17 protein-coding genes are annotated in these 19,901 nt (G+C 60.3%); 9 read left to right on the top strand and 8 right to left on the bottom strand.

Going from position 1 to position 19,901, the window contains the following annotated elements; translation table 11 throughout:
- Positions 1–3,067: 3,067 nt before the first annotated feature.
- The gene (locus tag IE093_RS16925; RefSeq protein ID WP_189471246.1) at positions 3,068–3,355 is read right to left on the bottom strand and encodes a HigA family addiction module antitoxin; all 288 of its coding nucleotides are present in this window, start codon (positions 3,353–3,355) and stop codon (positions 3,068–3,070) included.
- Positions 3,356–3,407: 52 nt separating this feature from the next.
- Positions 3,408–3,686, bottom strand: a complete 279-nt coding sequence (locus IE093_RS16920) for a type II toxin-antitoxin system RelE/ParE family toxin (RefSeq protein WP_189471244.1) — start codon at positions 3,684–3,686, stop codon at positions 3,408–3,410.
- A gap of 636 nt (positions 3,687–4,322) precedes the next feature.
- Here IE093_RS16920 and IE093_RS16915 point away from each other — a divergent pair.
- The 3 genes from IE093_RS16915 (at position 4,323) to IE093_RS16905 (ending at position 6,767) form a co-directional block, all read left to right on the top strand.
- A complete protein-coding gene (locus IE093_RS16915; protein ID WP_189471242.1) occupies positions 4,323–4,733 on the top strand; it encodes an archease in 411 nt (136 codons plus the stop codon).
- Positions 4,734–4,843: 110 nt separating this feature from the next.
- Positions 4,844–6,274, top strand: coding sequence for an RtcB family protein (locus IE093_RS16910; protein WP_189471240.1), 1,431 nt, complete (start codon positions 4,844–4,846; stop codon positions 6,272–6,274).
- A gap of 226 nt (positions 6,275–6,500) precedes the next feature.
- Positions 6,501–6,767 carry a hypothetical protein gene (locus IE093_RS16905; RefSeq protein ID WP_189471238.1) on the top strand — a complete coding sequence of 89 codons (267 nt, stop codon included), beginning with the start codon at positions 6,501–6,503 and terminating at the stop codon, positions 6,765–6,767.
- Between the two features lie 50 nt (positions 6,768–6,817).
- On the opposite strand, the gene IE093_RS16900 is transcribed toward IE093_RS16905, so the two are convergent.
- Positions 6,818–7,753, bottom strand: coding sequence for a 4-hydroxyproline epimerase (locus IE093_RS16900; protein WP_189471236.1), 936 nt, complete (start codon positions 7,751–7,753; stop codon positions 6,818–6,820).
- A 234-nt stretch (positions 7,754–7,987) separates the two neighbouring features.
- Between IE093_RS16900 and dapA the strand changes: the two genes are divergently transcribed.
- The 5 genes from dapA to IE093_RS16875 all read left to right on the top strand — a co-directional run bounded on the left by dapA (position 7,988) and on the right by IE093_RS16875 (position 13,388).
- Positions 7,988–8,878 carry a 4-hydroxy-tetrahydrodipicolinate synthase gene (dapA, locus tag IE093_RS16895; RefSeq protein ID WP_189471234.1) on the top strand — a complete coding sequence of 297 codons (891 nt, stop codon included), beginning with the start codon at positions 7,988–7,990 and terminating at the stop codon, positions 8,876–8,878.
- A gap of 2 nt (positions 8,879–8,880) precedes the next feature.
- Positions 8,881–10,374: an aldehyde dehydrogenase gene (locus IE093_RS16890; RefSeq protein WP_189471232.1), complete on the top strand. Its 1,494-nt coding sequence runs from the start codon at positions 8,881–8,883 to the stop codon at positions 10,372–10,374.
- An 85-nt stretch (positions 10,375–10,459) separates the two neighbouring features.
- Entirely contained in the window at positions 10,460–11,512 is a 1,053-nt protein-coding gene (gene dctP, locus IE093_RS16885) for a TRAP transporter substrate-binding protein DctP (RefSeq protein WP_189471230.1), read from the top strand.
- Between the two features lie 20 nt (positions 11,513–11,532).
- Positions 11,533–12,069, top strand: coding sequence for a TRAP transporter small permease subunit (locus IE093_RS16880; protein WP_229803683.1), 537 nt, complete (start codon positions 11,533–11,535; stop codon positions 12,067–12,069).
- A complete protein-coding gene (locus tag IE093_RS16875) occupies positions 12,069–13,388 on the top strand; it encodes a TRAP transporter large permease (protein WP_189471229.1) in 1,320 nt (439 codons plus the stop codon). The genes IE093_RS16880 and IE093_RS16875 overlap by 1 nt, the downstream gene beginning before the upstream one ends.
- 43 nt (positions 13,389–13,431) lie before the next feature.
- Here the strand turns inward: IE093_RS16875 and IE093_RS16870 are convergent, their stop codons facing one another.
- The 3 genes from IE093_RS16870 to IE093_RS16860 form a co-directional block, all read right to left on the bottom strand.
- Positions 13,432–14,097 carry a GntR family transcriptional regulator gene (locus tag IE093_RS16870; protein ID WP_189471227.1) on the bottom strand — a complete coding sequence of 222 codons (666 nt, stop codon included), beginning with the start codon at positions 14,095–14,097 and terminating at the stop codon, positions 13,432–13,434.
- Between the two features lie 143 nt (positions 14,098–14,240).
- Complete coding sequence (locus IE093_RS16865) at positions 14,241–15,296, bottom strand: C45 family autoproteolytic acyltransferase/hydrolase (protein WP_229803682.1); 1,056 nt, start codon at positions 15,294–15,296, stop codon at positions 14,241–14,243.
- Complete coding sequence (locus tag IE093_RS16860) at positions 15,293–16,042, bottom strand: dienelactone hydrolase family protein (protein WP_189471225.1); 750 nt, start codon at positions 16,040–16,042, stop codon at positions 15,293–15,295. Before IE093_RS16860 ends, IE093_RS16865 begins: the two co-directional genes overlap by 4 nt.
- 268 nt (positions 16,043–16,310) lie before the next feature.
- Here IE093_RS16860 and IE093_RS16855 point away from each other — a divergent pair, with 268 nt between their 5' ends.
- Complete coding sequence (locus tag IE093_RS16855; RefSeq protein WP_189471223.1) at positions 16,311–17,510, top strand: ABC transporter substrate-binding protein; 1,200 nt, start codon at positions 16,311–16,313, stop codon at positions 17,508–17,510.
- 90 nt (positions 17,511–17,600) lie between these two features.
- Here the strand turns inward: IE093_RS16855 and IE093_RS16850 are convergent, their stop codons facing one another.
- Entirely contained in the window at positions 17,601–18,872 is a 1,272-nt protein-coding gene (locus IE093_RS16850) for a branched-chain amino acid ABC transporter permease (RefSeq protein ID WP_229803680.1), read from the bottom strand.
- A complete protein-coding gene (locus tag IE093_RS16845) occupies positions 18,872–19,876 on the bottom strand; it encodes a branched-chain amino acid ABC transporter permease (protein ID WP_189471220.1) in 1,005 nt (334 codons plus the stop codon). The genes IE093_RS16850 and IE093_RS16845 overlap by 1 nt, the downstream gene beginning before the upstream one ends.
- Positions 19,877–19,901 lie beyond the last annotated feature (25 nt).

Raw genomic sequence — 19,901 nt, 5'->3', positions numbered from 1 at the left:
GCCCGGGCCGCGCGGATAGAAACAATACCATGGATGCCAGGCAGTCTGCTATGTAACGTCGCGGCCCGCCCGGGCCGCGCGGATAGAAACAGTCCTGACGGCGCCCATTTGGCTGTGGCGCATGAGTCGCGGCCCGCCCGGGCCGCGCGGATAGAAACAGACGCTGATTGACAATGGTGCGGTCATGCAGCTGGTCGCGGCCCGCCCGGGCCGCGCGGATAGAAACCGCGCGTTGTTGTTTGCGTTGGCGCTCCCCCTTGAGTCGCAGCCCGCACGGCTGCGCGGATAGAAACTCTAGGAAGGCATGGCGCCGTTTCGCCAACGCCCGTCGCAGCCCGCACGGCTGCGCGGATAGAAACGGGACGCTTTCGCCCGGCAGACCCTGGACCAGAACGTCGCGGCCCGCCCGGGCCGCGCGGATAGAAACGAGCGGAAGAGGGCGGCGAAGCGCTTGAAGAAGAAGGTCGCAGCCCGCACGGTTGCACGGGTAGAAACAATGTCGCCTAGTACGTGACCGTTGGCATGAAGCGTGTCGCAGCCCTCATGGCTGCGTGGATAGAAACTACTACCAAGGCGCCCGTTGCCGCGAACGCTTCAAGGTCGCAGCCTGCCCGGACTGCGCGAATAGAAACTACAACAACGGTGTGCTGGGTCCGAACGAGTACATGTCGCGGCTGCACGGGCTGGTGGATAGAAATACCAGTTCGTCGAGGTTTTGTGCGTTGTCATAGAGGGTCTTGGCCCGCACAGGTCGCGCGGATAGAAACATCGGTCACAATGTAGCCGAGCGCAAAGTCATCGAGTCGTGACCTGCACAGGCCGCGAGGATAGAAACGGGCGCGGCTCGATGCTAGCTGAGATGCTGTGCGGGTAGAAACACGCTGTCGCGCAGGTTGATGTTGTTGCCGGTCGTCGCGGCCCGCCCGGGCCGCGAGGATAGAAACGATGCCCAGCGGTTCAAGGAAGCCCGCGACGCCCTGGTCGCAGCCCGACTGGGCTGCGCGGATAGAAACCGCCACGAAACGTCGCGCGAGCAAGATCCCCAGTTGTCGCGGCCTGTACGGACCGTGCGGATAGAAACCCCATTTGCGTGCCCATCACAAAGGTGACGCGGTTGTCGCAGCTAGCATGGCCGTGCGGATAGAAACTTCCAGGCAGTCGGTCGTCCGGCAGGTGCGCGGAGGTTGTGGCCCGCACGGGCTGCGCGGATAGAAACTACTCCAAGTATCTTGGGGAGACCGAGCGCCAGTGTCGCACCCCGCCCGGGCTGCGTGGATAGAAACGACAAGTTTGTCCTCAACGATCAGCGCGAGGCCCTGTCACAGCCTGTACAGGCTGTGCGGATAGAAACAGGTTGGAATTGGTGAGCTGTGTCGTCGTATCGAGTCGCAGCCCGTTCTGGCTGCGTGGATAGAAACTCCCGAAGCCAGAGCACGAGAGTCGAATCACCTAGTCGCAGCCCGCACGGGCCGCGCGGGTAGAAACAACACGGCAGAGAAATCACGCACATGGCTGAGCCAGGTCGCAGCCTGCACGGACTGCGCGGATAGAAACCTGGTCAGTGTCGGCAAGATGGGCCGTAAGCTCAGGTCGCAGTCCTCCTGTCTGCGGTGGGAGAAACATGAAGTGCGCGAGCATTCGCAGTTCCAGGCCGGAGTCGTGGCCTGTATGAGCCACGTGGGTAGAAACGAGGAATGGCGATCCAGCGAAGAATGCCGAGCCGAAGTCGCGACCCGCAGGGGCTGCGCGGATAGAAACACTCCTGGTGGCATCCACTACCTAGGGGATGACGAGTCGAGGCTTGCACGGCCGCGCGGATAGAAACAGGATATTGCGGATGCGGTGCTTTTGGCCAGCATTGTTGCGGTCTGCCCAGGCTGCGCGGATAGAAACGAGAAGGTGTGGGACGCCACGGTGCTGGCCGATGGTCGCAGCCCGCCCCGGCTGCGCGGGTAGAAACTCACCGGCCCTCTTTGGGCGGTATCCCCACCACAGGTCGCAGCCCGCCCGGGCTGCGCGGATAGAAACCAGCTCGGCGGCGAGCTGACGGCGCTTGCCCAGGTGTCGCGGCCCGCCCGGGCTGCGCGGATAGAAACAGTTACCATGGCTTACAGCACCTCCTCGAGGAACGTCGCAGCCCGCACAGGCTGTGCGGGTTGAAACGATGGCATCGCTACCCAAACGGTAGCCGACGATGGTTGCGGCCCGTGCGGGTAGAAACGCGCCGTATGTGTTTCTGGCGGTGATGGGCGTTGTCCGGGATGCATGGATAGAAACATGCGACAGTAACCCGCAGACTGGTTACGCGCTGAGGTCGCGGCTTGCCCCGGCTGCATGGATAGAAACAATGAAGTCCCGGCCAGCATGCGGACGCCGGGATGTCGCGGTCCATCCCAGTCGCGTGGGTAGAAACATGCTGCTGCGGATGCAGAGCTGGCACCCGGACAGTCGTGGCCCGTGTGGCCGCGCGGATAGAAACTGGTTCCCATTGTTGAAGTTCTGGACTCAGGCGTGTCGCAGCCTGTAGGGCTGCGTGGATAGCAACCAGAACAAGATTACCGAGTCGGTTTACACCCTCGTCGCGGCCCGCCCGGGCCGCGCGGATAGAAACCCCATTTGCGTGCCCATCACAAAGGTGACGCGTTTGTCGCGGCCCGCGTGGATAGAAATGAGCGCAAGGCCTGGTGCCAACATCAATGAGAGTCGCAGCCCATATGGGCTGCGTGGATAGGAACGCCGTAATAGTCGATTTGCTGTGGCCAGTTCATGAGTCGCAGCCCGCACGGGCTGCGCGGATAGAAACCAGTTCAAGACGACGCAAGAAGCAGCTGAATGGATGTCGCGGCCCGCTCGGGTTGCGCGGATAGAAACGAGTGGCTCCAGGACGATGGCCGCAAGCAACCTCACGTTGCGGCCCGCCCGGGCCGCGAGGATAGAAACAACGCGACGTGGAAGCGGCCGGCACCGCCGTTCGGCCTACGCCACCGTTCGACTTGTGCTGAAGCCCAGACAAAAGAAAGCCCCACCGACAGGCGACGGTTGGGCAGAAACGAGTGGTATAGTTGCTTCAGGTGGTCGCGACCAGCCGTTTGACGGCGGGCTGCTCGCGCTGCTCGGCCTGCCACAGCTCATAGGCCGACTGCAGGGCCATCCACTGACGTGCCGTGCTGATCCCGGCGCGTTCCAGGCGCACTGCTAGGTCGGGGCTGATACCGGCACGTTCGTTGAGTATGCGCGACAACTGAACGCGGGTTAGTCCTAGATGCTGGGCGGCTTCGCTCACGGTCATACCCAGTGCCTCGATGACATCCTCTCGCAAGATCTCGCCGGGGTGTGGCGGATTAAACATGGCCATGACTGTATTACCTCTCACTGTATCAATGTTGGCCAAGGTGGACCTCTTGGGGCTAGTGGTAGTCTTCGTAATTCACCAACTCCACATCGCCACCTATGAAACGCCACGTCACCCGCCAATTCCCGCTGACCCAAACCGACCAGAACCCATCTCTGTCGCCCTTCAGGCTGTGCAACTTGTACCCTGGAAAATCCATGTCTTTCGGTTCTTTCGCTTCATCCAGGTTGGCCAGGATGCGGCGTAGTTTCTTGACGTGGTCTTGCTGTACACCCTTGGTTGTCCCTTTCTCATATAGAGCCTGAAGCCCTTTATGCTTGATGCTGACTATCATCCATGAATGACCCTGCGCCTTGTTATCTATCTCAACTGTATACTGTATAGTTACAGGATTCAATTGGGACAAGCAAAATAGTCACCGCCCGAAGGCGGGAAGGCTTCGTTTTGCTATCAGTCGAATGATCCCCTCAGGCGTGGGGGTTGAAAGCTGCCGCATAGGCTGCTTGGTATTTGGAATCCACTTCAATGGCCCCGGCAACCCTTCATCGCGGCCACGGCCAGCTCCTACGAGTGCGGTGGCGTTTGCAGTCGAGGTGCCACAGTTCGGGAGCGTCGGTATGTCTGCTTGCTGCATAGGCAGCCTACTCTCCGGAACGCACTTCAATGGCTCCCGGCAGCCCTTCATCGCGGCCACGGCCAGCTCCTACGAGTGCGGTGGCGTTTGCAGTCGAGGTGCCACAGTTCGGGAGCGTCGGCCTAGCTGTCAGGTAGGCAGCTTGGTATTCGGAATCCACTTCAATGGCTCCCGGGAGGTTCTGCATCGCGGCCACGGCCAGCTCCTACACATGAGGTGGCGTTTGCGAGTGTTGGAAGAGCCTTCAAGCTCCTTGAGCTTGCCCACCCCCTTGGACTTCACTGATAGGAGAGAAACCTTCCGCCGCCATTTGCGCCTTGGGGGCGCTGGAGCGGTATGTGGTCACACTTCCATCATGGCGCCGATATCGGGGTTCGGGGCGTTGGCGAGACGCTCGAGCGGGCCTTCGAGGAGGCGGCCGTTGCCTTGACGGCGGTGATCGCCGAGCCGGCGGGGATACGCTGTCTTGAAACCGTTGAGGTGCGCTGCGAGGCGCCCGACCGGGAGTTGCTGCTGGTCGATTGGCTCAATGCGATCGTCTATGAGATGGCGATCCGCCATATGCTGTTCTGCCGCTTCAAGGTCGAACTCCAGGGCTCGCTGCTGCTTGGTAGCGCCTGTGGCGAGGCCGTCGATGTCGCTCGTCATCAGCCAGCGATCGAGGTCAAAGGGGCCACCTATACCGAGCTGGAAGTGCGTGAAGACCGGCCGGGGGAATGGCGCGCGCAATGCGTGGTCGATGTATAGGGTTTGGTCATCGCTCGGCGATTTTTCGGAGAAACACTGGAACACGTTCTCTCAGGTTCTTTCCAATGAGGCGGCAGCCTTATCACTTTGGGAATCAGGGAGGTGTGAGCATGAAGACTGCAGCCCTGACCCGCGTTTCGGAATTCGAGTGGCGTATCGAGCCGACTGGCAACATGCGGGTGCCGGGGGTCATCTATGCCACGGAAGCGCTGATACAGGCCATGGACGAGAAAGTCCGCGACCAGGTCGTCAATGTCGCCTGCCTGCCCGGTATCGTCTCGGCGTCCTATGCCATGCCGGATGCGCATTGGGGCTACGGCTTCCCGATCGGCGGCGTGGCAGCCTTCGATGCCGATCAGGGCGGAGTGGTTTCCGCCGGTGGCGTGGGCTTCGACATATCCTGTGGTGTGCGCTGTCTGCGTACTGGTTTGCGGCGTAGCGATGTCGAGCCGTTCAACGAGCGCCTGGCCGATGCGCTGTTTCGCCGGATTCCGGTGGGCGTCGGCAGTCATGGCCCGATCCGCCTCGGCGGCGCGCAGATGGATGCGATGCTCACCGGGGGCGCCAGGTGGGCGGTGGAACAAGGCTGGGGCACTCGCGATGACCTGAAATACATCGAGGGGCAGGGGTGCATCGCCGATGCCCGGACCGATGCCGTTTCCGACCGGGCCAAGAAGCGTCAGCGGGACGAGATGGGAACCTTGGGCTCTGGCAACCATTATCTCGAGGTCCAGGAGGTCAGCGAGATTCACGACCGTGAGACGGCCCGTGTCTACGGGCTCGACGAGCACGAGGTGGTAGTGTTCATTCACTGTGGCTCGCGGGGCCTCGGTCACCAGATCGGTACCGAGTATCTGAAGACCATGGCGACCAGCGCCCGCCGGCATGGCATCGAGTTGCCGGACCGGGAGCTCGCCTGTGCACCGTTACGCTCCGACACCGGGCAGGCCTATCTCGGTGCCATGCGTGCCGCCAGCAATTGCGCGCTGGCCAACCGCCAGATCATCACGCACCTGGCACGCCAGGTCTTTGCCGAACTCTTACCCGAAGCCGATCTCACGCTGCTCTACGATGTGTCGCACAACACGTGCAAGCTCGAGGAACATATGCTCGATGGCGTGATCAGGAAGCTCTTCGTGCATCGTAAGGGAGCGACTCGTGCCTTCGGCCCCGGCCACCCGGATCTCCCCGATGAGTATCGTGCTGTTGGCCAACCGGTGCTGATCGGGGGTTCCATGGGCACGGCTTCGTACGTGCTCGCCGGTAACGCCAATCCTCGCGTGCCGTCGTTTGCCTCGGCCTGTCACGGGGCCGGACGTGCCATGAGCCGCCGCCAGGCGCACAAGAGCTGGCAGGGTGGGCGGTTGCTGAAGGAGCTGCGCGAGCGCGGCATCATTGTCCGCAGCCCCTCCCTCAGAGGGGTCGCTGAGGAGGCGCCCCAGGCATACAAGGATGTCGATGCGGTGGTCGACGGTGCCGAGGAAGCGGGGCTGGCGCGCAAGGTTGCCAAGTTGAGGCCGCTCGTCTGCATCAAGGGGTAATTGGGAGTGCCCTAGTCTTCGCGCTGCTCGAACGCCTCGGCGGTCGGGATCGATCACATAGGGAATGCGTTGAGGCTCGTTATCAACATAGAAGCTGTGGCTGAGGTTGGGAAAGCGACGCAGCCATCGCAGGTTCTCCTTTGACACCTGGGCGTATCGCTCCTATAGTATCTTTGCAAATGATAATTATTGTCATTTGCAAAGACTATCAAGCAAGGAGGCCATCATGCCGTATCGAATCAACACCGGACTCAAGGGCACCAATCCCACGCTGCAGATCTGCGATGCGTCATCCGGGGCGGTGCGTCTGGCATGGGAATACCCACGGCAGGATCCAGCACTGTCGGAGGAGGACCAGGAGCTGTTGACGTTGCGCCGCGAGGAGGCGATCCATGAGCTGTTCCGGCGCTTGTTCATGCTGACCACCGAGCAGTATCTCAAGGGCGAGATCAGCGAAGGCGGGACGATGCGTTCCGCCTTCGTGCAGCGTTGAAACGGTACCCGTCAGTCGCAACGTCAGCTATCGATGGTCTGGCGGTGAGTCTAGGCGTCGGCGATCCCCCAGGCGAATGGGTCGCTTGGGTCGATGACCAGTGTGGCTTCGGCGCTGATATGGGCGCGGCCACGAATGTAGGGCCGGATCCTGTCGCCTTCGGCTTCGTAATATCCCTGGAACTCGCTGCCGGTGATGCTGGCCTGGCGCCAGACTTGGCCGGGCGCCAGTTTGCCGTCCGCCGCCAGGCAGCCCAGCTTGGCACTGGTGCCGGTGCCGCAAGGGGAGCGGTCGTAGGCCTTGCCCGGGCATAGCACGAAGTTGCGGCTGTCCGCCTGCGGGTCCTCGGCGAATAGCTCGATGTGGTCGATGATTCCACCATCCTCGCCTGTGACCCCTGTCCTTTCCAATTCCTGACGCACTGCCCAGCAGTAGTCGGTCAGGCCCTCCACGTTGTCCAACGCGACGCGCTGACCATGTTCTCCGATCAAGAAAAACCAGTTTCCACCCCAGGCGATATCGCCCGTCACGCGGCCATGGCCCGGTACGTCCAGGGGTACGTCCTGGCGATAGCGGTAGGCTGGCACGTTGCGGATCGTCACGTCGCCATCCTCGTGTAGCGTGGCTTCCACCGTGCCGACCGGGGTATCGATAAGGTGCCGGCCGGGCTGGATCTTGCCGAGATAGGCCAGTGACGCCACCACACCGATGGTGCCATGGCCGCACATGCCCAGATAACCGGTGTTGTTGAAGAAGATCACGCCGCAGGTGGCGCCTTCGCTTTCCGCGGGGCAGAGCAGGGCGCCAACCAGCACATCGTGACCACGCGGCTCCAGCATGCATGCCCGGCGCCAGGGATCATGCCGCTCGCGCAAGGCTGCCAGGCGCTCGGCCATGGAGCCTTGCCCCAAGTTAGGGAAGCCATCCAGTACCAGTCGAGTGGGCTCACCGCCGGTATGGGAGTCGATAACCCGGATTCGTTTCATATGCCTGCCGTCCTCTTGATTTGTGGTGATTCTACCGGGAAGCCGGTTTTCAATACTTGCCAACATAGATTATATATTTTATACAATCAACGGAACGCGAGATGGAGAGCCCCTGATGATGGTCTCAGCAACCCCTCTGACATCCACCAGCGAGCGGTCGGCAACGGATATCGCCGTGATCTCGACGGCCAATTCCTGAGCGACTCACTCACCAAAACAATGGAAGCGAACGCTATGCAACTCGATGGTGTATTGGTACCTATCGTCACCCCCTTCGACGCCCAAGAGCGAGTGGATCTGGAAGGACTACGGGCATTGGTCGCCCGATTCATGAAAGCCGGCGTACGCGGCATCGTCGCTTGCGGCACCACCGGCGAGTACTACGCCCTCGATGAGCAGGAGCGCGAGGCAGTCCTGCGTACCGTGCGCGAGTCGCTGGGCGATCAGGCACTGGCGATTGCCGGGATCAACTCACTCTCCACTGCCGCGGCGATCGAGCGTGCCGGGCAAGCCAAGGCGCTGGGCTATCAGGCACTGATGTTGGCGCCACCGGCGTATAGCCTGCCCAACCAGGAAGAAGTCATCGCGCACTACCGGGACGTGGCGGCGGCCACGGACCTGCCGATCATCCTCTACAACTTCCCCGCCCGTACCGGGGTGAACCTCGAACTGGATACCGTCGCAAGCCTGGCGCGGATACCAGGGATCATCGGCATCAAGGAGAGCAGTGGCGACTTCACTCGCGCCCTGGCGCTGATGCAAATGGCCGGGCCGGAGTTCCAGGTCGTCTGCGGCTCCGACGATCAGGCCGCCGACTATCTGTTCTGGGGCGCCCGCTCCTGGATCAGCGGCGGCGCCAACGTCTTCCCGGCCGAGCAGGTCACCATGCTCGAGGCCGCCAAGCGTGAAGACTGGCATCAGGTACGCGACCTGATGCGCGACATGCTGCCGGCGATCCAGAACATGGAAGCGGCCGATTACAACCAGAAGGCCAAGCTGGGTTGCCGCCGCCACGGCGTCAACGCCGGTGAGGTGCGTCCGCCGCTGCGCCCACTATCCGCAGACAATGCCCAGGCATTCCTCGATGCCTTGGACGCTTTCGAGATCAAGCAAAAGGGAGAGTGACGATGAGTATTCAACCCCTGACGGTGGAACAAGTCTTCACGCGTGCCCGTGAAGGCAGACTATGGGCCGGTCATCTGGTGCCCGGCCTGCAGCCGGAAGCGCAGCCGAGCTTCGCCACCCTGGCGCCGCATGATGGCTCGGAAATCGGCCAAGTGGCTCAGGGCAGTGCCGAGGTCGTCGCTTCGGCTGTGCGGGCGGCCCGCGCCGGTTTCGTTGAGGGCGAGTGGTCACGGCTGGCGCCCGCGGAACGCAAGCGGGTAATGCTGCGTTGGGTGGCTTTGCTCGAGCAGCACGCCGAGGAACTGGCGGCGTTGGACTGCATCGATGGCGGCAAGCCGATCACTGAATGCCGTGAGACCGATATTCCCGAAACCGTCAATACCCTGGCCTGGTATGCCGAAGCCGTCGACAAGCTCTACGGCAAGGTCGCCCCTACCGGTGGCGATGCCCTGGGCCTGATCGTCAAGGAACCCGTCGGCGTGGTAGGCGCCGTGCTGCCCTGGAACTTCCCGGCCCAAATGTTCGCTTGGAAGGTCGGCCCCGCCCTGGCCAGCGGCAACTCGGTGATCGTCAAGCCGGCGGAGCAGACCTCGATGAGCGCCTACCGCATGGTGCAGTTAGCCCACGAGGCCGGGGTGCCGGAATCGGCGCTGTTGCTGGTGACAGGCCACGGTGAAGATACCGGCCAGCCGCTGGGCCTGCATCCCGATGTGGATGTGGTCTCCTTCACCGGCTCCACGGAGGTCGGACGCAAGTTCCTCGAATATTCCGCACGCAGCAATCTCAAGGAGATCGTCCTCGAATGCGGCGGCAAGAGCCCTCAGGTGGTGTTCGCCGACGTGCCGGATCTGGAGGCGATCGTCGATGACGTGCTCAGCGCCGCCTTTTGGAACATGGGCGAGAACTGTAGCTGCGGCTCCCGGTTGATCGTCGAGCGAAGCATCAAGGACGCCCTGATCGAAAAACTGGTCGCCGGACTCGCGGCCTGGAAGGTTGGTGACCCCACCGATCCCGCCACGCGTATCGGCCCCATGATCGAGCAGGTGCACTTCGACAAGGTGCGTGGCTTCCTCGAATCCGCCAAGGAAGAAGGTGCCCAGTTGGTGCATGGCGGTCAGACGCTCGCACAGGGCAGCGGCTGGTTCGTCGAACCCACCATCTATGACGAGGTGACCCCCGGCATGCGCCTGTTCCAGGAAGAGGTGTTCGGCCCGCTCCTGGCGGTGACGCCCTTCGACACCGAAGAGGAAGCCCTGAGCCTCGCCAACGACACCGCCTATGGGTTGGCGGCCTCGCTCTACACCGCCGACATCAAGCGTGCCAACCGCATGGCATTCGGCATTCGTGCCGGCACCGTGTCGGTTAACGGCTTCTCGGAAGGCGATATCACCACCCCATTTGGGGGCTATAAGCTCTCCGGCTTCGGCGGGCGCGACAACGGCCTGGAGGCCTTCGAGCAGTACGTGCAGACCAAGACGGTGTGGTATGTGAATTGAATATCTCGGTCCTCAATATGTCTGTCTGCTTTTGGGCGGTCAGGCATCACTTGGTGGAACACAGAAAAACAAAGAGGTGAACAGCATGAGAACAATGAAAATGGTGACTGCCTTGGCGACGGCAGCCGTTATGAGTGCACATGCCGTTGCGGCAGATGTGACGTGGCGCGTACCAACATCGGTGCCTGCGGGCTCTCCCTACTACGAGAACTTCTTGGAGAGATTTTCCGATAATGTCGCCACCCTCACCGGGAGTCGAGTCGACATCAGGCCTTTTGGAGCGGGTGTCATCGTGCCTGCCTTGCAAGTCTATGATGCGGTCAAGGAAGGGACCGTAGAGGCTGGTCATTCAACGCCCAGTTATCTAGTGAACCAGAATCCTGTGAATGCCATATTTTCTGGGTTCCCAGGTGGGATGGGGCCGGAGGCCTATATCAATTGGATATATGAAGGGGGTGGCCAGGAAAGGCTGAGAGAGTTTCGCGAAAGTGAAGGGCTGCATTCTCTCATCGTAGGTATTGGGTCTTCCGAAATATTTGCGCACTCGAATGTGCCCATCAGAGGGGCAGAAGACCTTGAAGGTTTGAAATATAGAACTTCCGGTCCCTGGGCCGAAGTCATGAAAGACTATTACAATGCAGTGCCGACCGTTGTTCCTCCCGGTGATACCTATACGTTACTGCAGAGAAAGGGCGTCGATGCCGTTGAGTGGGCAACACCCTCCGGCAACTTGCCGGAAGGCTTTCATGAGGCTGCCAAGTACATCGTGGTTCCCGGTGTCCACCAGCCGACATTCCTATGGGAAGTGGTGGTGAAGCAAGAAACATGGGATCAACTCCCAGATGAGTTGAAACCATTGCTGGAAGCAGCGGCAAAGTTAACGACTTATGAAGGCCTTAGCTATTTCTATCGTCATGATAGGGAAGCGATGGTGGAATATCGGTCGGGAAGAAATGAAGTCATTACGCTGGAAAGTGAATTCGTCGATGATCTCGGTAACAGCGGTCGCGACTGGATCACGAAGAAGGCACAGGAAGAGGCAGATAATGGTAGACCCATGATGGCGGAAATTCTCGAGGATTATTTGGCCTATCGTGATCTCTGGATATCGGAAAGTGACTACTTGATAAAAGAATGACATTCCGTGAGGAGGAGGCCTTGTCAGGCCTCCTGTCCGGCCATGGGGGAAATATGATAATAAAGCTGATCGACAGGTCCTCTATATTTTTATCTCTAGTGAGCAGGGTGCTGTTTCTGGTTCTTGTGGTGGCCATGCTCTATGAGGTGGTTGCAAGATATGTTTTCAATGCATCCACCATATGGGCCTTCGATTTGTCATATATGACAACTGGGGCGGCATTCATGCTTGGTGTGGCCTGGACTGCCAAGATAGATGGGCATGTCCGTGTCGATTTTCTCAGCCAACGGTTCCCCGCTCGTGTCTCTCGAACGATCAATGCCGTTGTCTATCTGGGGATGGTCGCTCCCATCATGTCTTTCATGGCCTGGTATGGCTGGGGGCGGGCGTATAGGGCTTTTGTATCAGGCGAGGTGGAAACGGTCAGCATTTGGGCTCCGAAAATGTGGCCGTTCTATTCAACTATAGCGCTCGGTCTGACATTGTTTTCCTTGCAGATCGTAGTGCAAGGCATTCGTTTTATTTATGGTGAAAAATCTTCGGGAGAGAAGCGGTAATGGATATAACAATAGCCGCCCTGATGTTTCCTGGATTGTTCTTGATGATATTTCTTGGCATTCCTATCGCTTTTTCCTTGGCCATTGTATCTGTGGTCGCTGGTTGGTTCGCCTTTGGCCCGATGGTGTTTCAACAGTTGTATGGAAGTATTTATAGCGCTGCATCGAATTATATACTTTCCTCTATACCCTTGTTCGTTCTCATGGGGGCAATACTGGAGAAGTCGGGGATTGCGAAAAATCTGTTTGATGCCATACAGATGTGGCTGGGAAAGCTTCCAGGTGGGCTTTCACTGACGACCCTCGCGATGGCAGCTATTTTTGCCGCAGCATCGGGAGTGGTCGGTGCCGTAGAGATAATGATCGGGCTGATGGCGATACCTGCCATGCGAGCATATGGTTATAATAATTCTTTGATTTCGGGGACCATCTGCGCTGGTGGTTCTCTGGGAACGATCATTCCACCGACAGTCATTGTTGTCGTATATGCTGCTCTGGCACAGCTTTCCATAGGAGCATTGTTCGCCGCCATCATCTTTCCCGGCTTGATCATGCTGTCCCTGTTCGCCATGTATGTGCTTGGAAGGTGCATGCTCAGGCCGCAGGATGGACCGGCGGTCGCTTCGCAAGAAATCGCACTCCCAGTCAGGGAGAAGCTTGCAATAACATTCAAGGCCTTGGTCCCGCCTGTTATGCTGATGATCGCCGTATTGGGATCCTTGCTCGGCGGTATCGCGTCCCCGACGGAGGCGGCCGCCGTTGGTGTGGCGGGAGCCTTGATTCTTTCCTTGATGGATAAGGGGTTGAGTGTCGGGTCCCTGAACGGCTCGCTTGCCATGACGGTGAGAATAACCTCGATGATCCTGTTGATCGTCGCTGGTGGGACAATGTTTACCGGTATCTTTGCCGTTAATGGTGGCGGTACGTTGGTGGCGGATATTGCCGAAAGCTTTGGTGGTGGACAGCTGAGTGTGATCCTGTTTTTCCTTGCGGTGACTTTCGTTCTTGGCTTCGTCTTGGACTGGACATCGATAGTCTTGATTTGCGTCCCTATCTTTACCCCGGTCGTGAGAAGCCTCGGCATCGATCCTATCTGGTTCGCTGTCATGGTACTGGTGACGATACAGACAAGCTACCTGACGCCACCTATGGCATCCTCCATATTCTATCTAAAGTCGATAGCTCCGCCTTCCATCACTTATGGGCAGATGTGCCGCGGTGTCGTTCCTTTCATCGTGGCACAGTTGGTGACACTCGCCATCGTGGCTTCTTTCCCAGCCACAGCCACATGGCTACCAGATAAAATCGTGGGGTTCTAATGGTCGATATATCGGATACAAGTCCTGATTGCCGGAAAAGGGATTAGCCGGCCTCACTTTCTAGAGCCTGTGTCTCCAACAGCGTCGCGATACCCTCACAGGCCTCGAGAATGTGCTGACGCAGGAGCTCGCAAGCTTCCTTGGCCTTGCGCTCGCGGCACAGCTCCAGCAAGGCATGGTGCTCGCGCTCGGCCTTCTCGATCCCTTTGGTGTAGAGCAACTGCATGCGAATGTAACGGTCCGATTTGGTGTTGAGATGGGTCACCATGCTCATCGTTTCGGGTAGCTCGGCGGGGGCGTATAGCGCCTTGTGAAAGGCGAAGTTGTACTCGCTCCAGTTATCGATCTGACTGCCGCTGTCCAAGGCCGCATCGTACTTGTCGAGGACCTGGCCGGCGGCAGTGAGGTTGGCCTCGGTCATGTTGGGGATGGCGCGTTCCAGCAGATAGGTTTCCAGCAGCACGCGCAAGTCGAACAACTCGCGAATGGTGGCCACCGAAAGCTCGGTGGCGAAGGCGCCCCGGTGGGGAATGAACTCGACCAGGCCTTCCGCCTCCAGGTTCAGCAGGGCCTCGCGTACCGGGATGCGGCTGACGTCGTAGTCGCTGGCCAGGGCGTCCTGGCGCAACTGGGCGCCGCCTTGGAACTCGCCGCTCAAGATGCGCCGGCGGAGATCGTCGGTAACGTACTGAGCACGTGTCTTGTACATTTAATATCCAATGTGGCGTCTATATTGCATAAAGTATACGAAAACCTTGCCCGACTGTCTGCCTTGAAACCTTTCTGACCTCCAAGATACCAACACAGGCTCTTTCTTGGCGGTTCTCCATCGAGTGCTGAAGCCCTGCGATGTCAGGTGGTTTCGTCCGCCAGGCTCAACGTCAGGGCGTCGATGGGCTCGCAAGGGTTGCCGAGCCGCAGGTGGAGTTCGCGTCGGCGGAGGTTCATGACCACCGAGAACAGCGTCTCCATGCGTTCGGCTTCGGGCTGGGCGAGGTTGGTGTGGCGGCAGATCGAGGTCGGGGCGTTGTCATGATCGCTGAGCAGCTCGAACAGTGCTTGTGGAGTTTCCGCGATTTGCGCAGTCAGTAGCTGGTCGAGTCGGCTCAGTCGTGTCGCGGAGTCGGGGCGCGGGAAGTCTTCCACGCAGGCGGTGGCAGCTTGTGCATAGAGGTGGTTAGTGTGGGTAACGGTGCCATCCTGAGGATAGAGTTCACCAGGAACGCCAGGGTGCACTTCGAGTCCTACTGCCTGCCCCTCGGCACTGGCGAGCAGAATGTGGGCGGGAGAGGCGACGCGGTCAAGGGTCGCCACGCGTTTTGCCGCGTCAAAGTCGGGACTTTCGAGCATCTTGCGCAGGGCGATGTGGATCGGAAGGCCCTCTCCGCAGGTGCGCGAGCGAATGGCGTTGAGACATACGCCGATGCCGTGGGCGTTGAGGCCGATCTTGGCGACCATACCAGCCTCACCAACGCTGATCAGTACAGTCCCATCATTGAGCTTGATCCGCAGTATCACCACGTTGTGTAGCTGATCCGGGCGCCAGTCCCAGTTCTGGGCTAGCCACTGCTGGCCGTGGCGGTTCAACGAGAAGGCTGAGCAGCCGCCACTGGCCCGGGTCAGCGAGATTTCGCTGCGACAGTTGAGGGTCAGAATATCGTCGAAGTCGATACCGGCCCCCTGGGCCAGGCCATCGAGCTCTTCCAGGATCGCTGGGAAGTGACGCTCGATCGCCGGCAGAAAGCGCCGCGCTTGCTGGCGAGCTTGTCGCCAGTCGAGATCGGCGAAATCCCGGAACAGGCGGTCGTAGACCTCGAGACTGGGGACGATTTGCTTGGCGTGGCGGCGCCCATGCCCATGGCCGATAGCGGCGCGGCTGCCTTGCAGTTCGGTGATGCCCATGCTCATAGATAGGTCTCGAGGAAGTCGCTGAAGGCTGCCCACGACTGCTGGTCAGCGCGCTCCTGATAGCGGTCTTCTCCGAACACGGTGAAGGCGTGCGGAGCGCCGGAATAGACTTGGATCTCATAGGTGACACCGGCAGCTTCCAGTTCCTCCGAGAGCGCGGCGACGTCACTCATGGTGATCGAGCTGTCGGCACCGCCATGGGCGATCAGGATCGGCGCCGTGTCGCTGGAATAGGATTGGCCTTCCGGTGTGGCCAGGCCGCCGTGGAAGGTGGCATAACCACGAATGCCATCGATCTTGCCGGAACGAGCCAATTCGAGTACCACGGCACCACCGAAGCAATAGCCCATGACTACGGTATTGTGAGCTCCCCTCTCGCGAGCCTTTGCCAGGCCGGCAAAGGTGAGCGTGCTCATGCGTTCGCGGTCCTCGTAGAGTCGCGCGGTTTCTGCCTTGCGCGCGTTGGTGTCGACGGGCCGGTTGCCTTGGCCGTAGAGGTCCAGAGCGAAGGCGTCGTAGCCCATTTCAGCCAGCATGTCGGCACGTTGGACCTCGTAGTCGGTCAGGCCGTCCCAGTCGTGAATGATCAGCACACTGCCGTGTGACTCGCCATTGGCTGGGGCAAAGTAGCCTTCGAAGGCTTCGCCATCGACGTCGTAGGTCACGGTCTCGCCCGCCAGGGCGCCGAAGGATAGCAGGGCCAGGGAGCAGGTGCTCAGCAGGGAAGTCGTCAGCCGGGTCGTCATGGTGGAGTCCTTGCTCTGGTTGAAGATCGGGTGGGGGGCAGTGTTGCCCTAAGTAAGCGTAGACGACTGGGCGAGCTTCCCACGTCCGAGTCGGGAGCGTTGAAGGGTTAGGGAATATGAACGAGCCTCGCGGTAAATATGCGGGTTATCAACGAATTGGCGAGATCTCGTCATGTCATTGCGTTGGCAGGACGAGCTTGTTTTTTTGCGTAAACACTTCCAGAGTTAACAAGGTGCACTAATTTAACTGGCAACAGTGAGAACAACCATGAAGAGAGCCTTGTTAGCAGTGGCAATTGCCGCGTCCACTTTCGTGGGCGCCGCTCAGGCCGACGTCAAGATCGGGTTCCTGGGAGGCTTCACGGGCGGTATCGAGAGCCTGACACCGCCCATTTTCGATGGTGCGAACCTGGCGGTGACGCACGTCAACGAGCAGGGTGGCATTCTGGATGGCCAGAAACTGGTGATTCCCACCGGCGATACCACCTGTTCCGATGCCTCGGCGGCATCCAACGCGGCGGACCGCATGGTCAATTCCGAGCGGGTCACGGCCATTGTCGGGGCGTTGTGCACCGGCGCGACGATCGCGTCGGCCAACAATGCCGCGATCCCTGGCGGCGTGGTGATGGTCTCACCGGCCTCCACGGCACCGGCGGTCAGTGAGCTCAATGACAATGACCTGGTGTTCCGCACCGTGCCGTCCGACGCCTTCCAGGGCGAGATGCTGGCCAAGTTGCTGATGTCCAAGGGCATCGAGGAAGTCGCGGTGACCTATGTCAACAATGACTACGGTCGCGGCCTGGCCGATGCCTTCGTAGCCACTTACGAAGCGGAAGGCGGAACCGTGACGGAGAATCTCGCTCACGAGGACAACCGCGCGGATTACCGTAGTGAACTGGGGACGATGTCGGCTACGGGTGCCGAGACTCTGGTGGTGCTGGCATACGCCGACACATCCGGACAGACCATTCTGCGCCAGGCTTATGAAAGCGGGGTCTTCACCCAGTACGTGGGTGGCGATGGCATGGTCGGGGACTCGTTGGTTGAAGCGGTCGGCCCCGATGTGCTGGAAGGCATGATTGCCACCCGCCCCGGCTCACCCGATATCCCCGGCTCGGAAATCTTCCAGAACCTGGCCAACGAGGCCGGCATCGACCCCAGCGCGGTGTTCGCCGCTCAGGCTTACGACGCCGCCTTCCTGCTGGCCATGGCCATCGAGAAGAACGGTAGCGACAGCCGTGAGGGGCTTTCCCAGGCGCTGCGTGACGTAGCCACCGCTCCGGGTGAGGTCATCCTGCCCGGTGAGTGGGAGAAGGCCAAGCAGTTGCTGGCCGACGGCCAGGAAGTCAACTACGAAGGCGCCTCCGGCAGCCATGAGTTCGACGAGAACGGCGACGTGCCGGGCGTGGTAAATGAAATGGCAGTCGAGGATGGCTCGTTCGTCAATAAAGGCTTTGTGGATCTGTAAAGCCACGACATAACGTCTGAACGAACAAGGCCTCGGCAGTGTGAACTGCCGAGGCCTTATCGTTTCTTGAGGGGGACTGCCAGGGAAGCCTCAATCGTACTGAGGCACTTTCTCCGGTATCAATCCCTTGGGCGCATAGCGTAGCACCAGCGAGATCAACAGGCCGATCACAAACACGCGAGCCTGCAGGGCGCGGCTGTCGAGATTGCCGCCAACCTCCCAGCCGAACCAGCCTTCGCCCAGGGCGGTAACCGCGTGCATCACAGACAGCGCCAGGGGCTCGGACATGATCCAGATGATGTACACCAGTACGGCACCGAAGATGGTGCCCAGGTTGTTGCCCGGTCCGCCGAGGATCACCATCACCAGTACCAGGAAGGTATGGTTGAGCGGCAGGTAGCCCTGCGGGTCGAAGATGCTGTTGAAGCTGGTCAGCGCCGCCCCGCCGATACCCATCAGGATGCAGCCCAGCACGAAGATCTCCAGGCGTCGGCGGTTGATGTCCTTGCCCATGGCCGCCGCCGAGATCTCGTTATCGCGGATGGCACGGATCATGCGCCCCCAGGGCGCGTAATAGGCGCGGTACAGCAGGAAGAAGATGGCCGCGATCACCACTGCCGTGATCGACAGATAAATGGCACGAGCCAGCACGAATCCGAGTTCGCCGGGGCCAGGAGTGGGCCAAGGCAACGGCGAGACGGTGGCGGTACCGCGGGTCAGCCAGTCGGAATTCTTGAGGAAGGCCTTGATGATCTCGGCGATGCCCAAGGTCGCGATGGCGAGGTAGTCGCTACGCAGTCCTAGACAGATACGGCCGATAAAATAGCCGATACCGCCGGCGAGTGCGCCACCGAAAATCCATCCGACCCAAGTCGGCAGGCCCAGGCCGCCGATGAACCCGGCGCGCGACTCGATCTCGTCGGTCACCTCGCGCATGGCACCAATCACCGCCATATAGAGCACCACGGCCAGCACGATAGCGATGAAGGTGCGCAATCGTTTGGGAATACCGAGGCGGTCGAGCTTGGTGGCGCCATAGACCAGCGCTATTGCGGCCACCAGATACAGCAGTACGCGGCCTAGCTCACCAGGCAACTCGGTGTTCCAGAATGCCGGGTTGGTGGGCACGCTGAAGAGCATGGCACAGAAGCCACCTAGCGCCACGAACCCCATCACCCCTGCGTTGAACTGGCCGGCATAGCCCCATTGGATGGTCAGGCCCAGGGCGAGGATGGCGTAACAGGCGGCTTCGACCAGCATGCGGGTACTGTAGGCGGCGCCCATCAAACCGTAGACCGCCAGCACAGCGACGAGCAAGCCGGCGAAAAGCACGAGTTCACGGATAGGAAGCTTGCGAGTCATCAGATCACCTTCCCCTTGAAGATGCCGGTGGGGCGCCATACCAGGATGGCGACCAGGATGAAGAAGGGCACCACGATCTTGTACTCGGTGCCGACCAGGGCAAGGTTGCTGGGGAGGTCCAGCCACTCCGGCAGACTATCCCGGAAGGGGCGAAGCAGTACCGCCCAGTTGAACACCGCCAGTGTCTCGGCGAAGCCGACCACGAAGCCGCCGGCGATGGCACCATAGGGGTGTCCGACCCCGCCGACGATGGCGGCGGCGAAGATCGGCAGCAGCAGGAAGAAGCTGAGGTCGGGCTTGAAGGCAACATCCAGCGACAGCAGGGTGCCGGCGGCGGCCGCCAGCGAGCCGGCGATGATCCAGGTCACGGCGACGATGGTATTGGTGTTGATGCCCGAGGCACGAGCCAGGTCCGGGTTGTCGGACATGGCGCGCATTGCCTTGCCAAGCCGGGAACGGCTGAGGAACAGGTGCAGGCTCACCACCGCGACGATGACGAACACGAACAGGATGATCTGTGGCTCGGTAACGACGATATTCCGGGTGGCCAGGTCGAAGGGCAACTCGAAACGGAAGATGTCCTTGCGCTCGGCGATGTAGAGGCTCTGGGAGCTGGTGCCGGCAAACAGGCGAATCAGCCCCTGCAACATCAGGGTCACACCCAGCGAGGCGATCACCATGACGATCGGCTTGACGTCATGGGCGCGAAGAGGCTTGTAGAAGGCGCGATCGATGCCTACCGCGGCACCCGCGGTGAGCGCCATGGCGATAGGCAATAGGAGCAGGGCACTGGGCAGTCCCACCACGGCGCCGACGTTCGGGAACAGCGTGGTCAACAGCAGCACCATGAAGGCACCTAGCGTCATCATGTCGGCATGCGCGAAGTGTGCGAAACGCATGATGCTGAACACCAGCGTCACGCCGATGGCACCCATGGCATAGATCGACCCCGTTACGGTGCCGGATATCACCACGTTGTTGATGAAAAAAACCAACTCGTTCAAAACGTTATCTCCCCAAGGGGTACTG

The organism is Litchfieldella qijiaojingensis, assembly GCF_014651875.1.
GTDB lineage: Bacteria > Pseudomonadota > Gammaproteobacteria > Pseudomonadales > Halomonadaceae > Litchfieldella > Litchfieldella qijiaojingensis.
This window is presented reverse-complemented; position numbering and strand designations above follow the sequence as displayed.

What these genes read in the sequence shown, in the direction of transcription:
- IE093_RS16925 (WP_189471246.1), bottom strand. Translation starts at nt 3,355, where the DNA reads ATGGCCATGTTTAATCCGCCACACCCCGGCGAGATCTTGCGAGAGGAT.
- IE093_RS16920 (WP_189471244.1), bottom strand. Translation starts at nt 3,686, where the DNA reads ATGATAGTCAGCATCAAGCATAAAGGGCTTCAGGCTCTATATGAGAAA.
- IE093_RS16915 (WP_189471242.1), top strand. Translation starts at nt 4,323, where the DNA reads ATGTGGTCACACTTCCATCATGGCGCCGATATCGGGGTTCGGGGCGTT.
- IE093_RS16910 (WP_189471240.1), top strand. Translation starts at nt 4,844, where the DNA reads ATGAAGACTGCAGCCCTGACCCGCGTTTCGGAATTCGAGTGGCGTATC.
- IE093_RS16905 (WP_189471238.1), top strand. Translation starts at nt 6,501, where the DNA reads ATGCCGTATCGAATCAACACCGGACTCAAGGGCACCAATCCCACGCTG.
- IE093_RS16900 (WP_189471236.1), bottom strand. Translation starts at nt 7,753, where the DNA reads ATGAAACGAATCCGGGTTATCGACTCCCATACCGGCGGTGAGCCCACT.
- dapA (WP_189471234.1), top strand. Translation starts at nt 7,988, where the DNA reads ATGCAACTCGATGGTGTATTGGTACCTATCGTCACCCCCTTCGACGCC.
- IE093_RS16890 (WP_189471232.1), top strand. Translation starts at nt 8,881, where the DNA reads ATGAGTATTCAACCCCTGACGGTGGAACAAGTCTTCACGCGTGCCCGT.
- dctP (WP_189471230.1), top strand. Translation starts at nt 10,460, where the DNA reads ATGAGAACAATGAAAATGGTGACTGCCTTGGCGACGGCAGCCGTTATG.
- IE093_RS16875 (WP_189471229.1), top strand. Translation starts at nt 12,069, where the DNA reads ATGGATATAACAATAGCCGCCCTGATGTTTCCTGGATTGTTCTTGATG.
- IE093_RS16870 (WP_189471227.1), bottom strand. Translation starts at nt 14,097, where the DNA reads ATGTACAAGACACGTGCTCAGTACGTTACCGACGATCTCCGCCGGCGC.
- IE093_RS16865 (WP_229803682.1), bottom strand. Translation starts at nt 15,296, where the DNA reads ATGAGCATGGGCATCACCGAACTGCAAGGCAGCCGCGCCGCTATCGGC.
- IE093_RS16860 (WP_189471225.1), bottom strand. Translation starts at nt 16,042, where the DNA reads ATGACGACCCGGCTGACGACTTCCCTGCTGAGCACCTGCTCCCTGGCC.
- IE093_RS16855 (WP_189471223.1), top strand. Translation starts at nt 16,311, where the DNA reads ATGAAGAGAGCCTTGTTAGCAGTGGCAATTGCCGCGTCCACTTTCGTG.
- IE093_RS16850 (WP_229803680.1), bottom strand. Translation starts at nt 18,872, where the DNA reads ATGACTCGCAAGCTTCCTATCCGTGAACTCGTGCTTTTCGCCGGCTTG.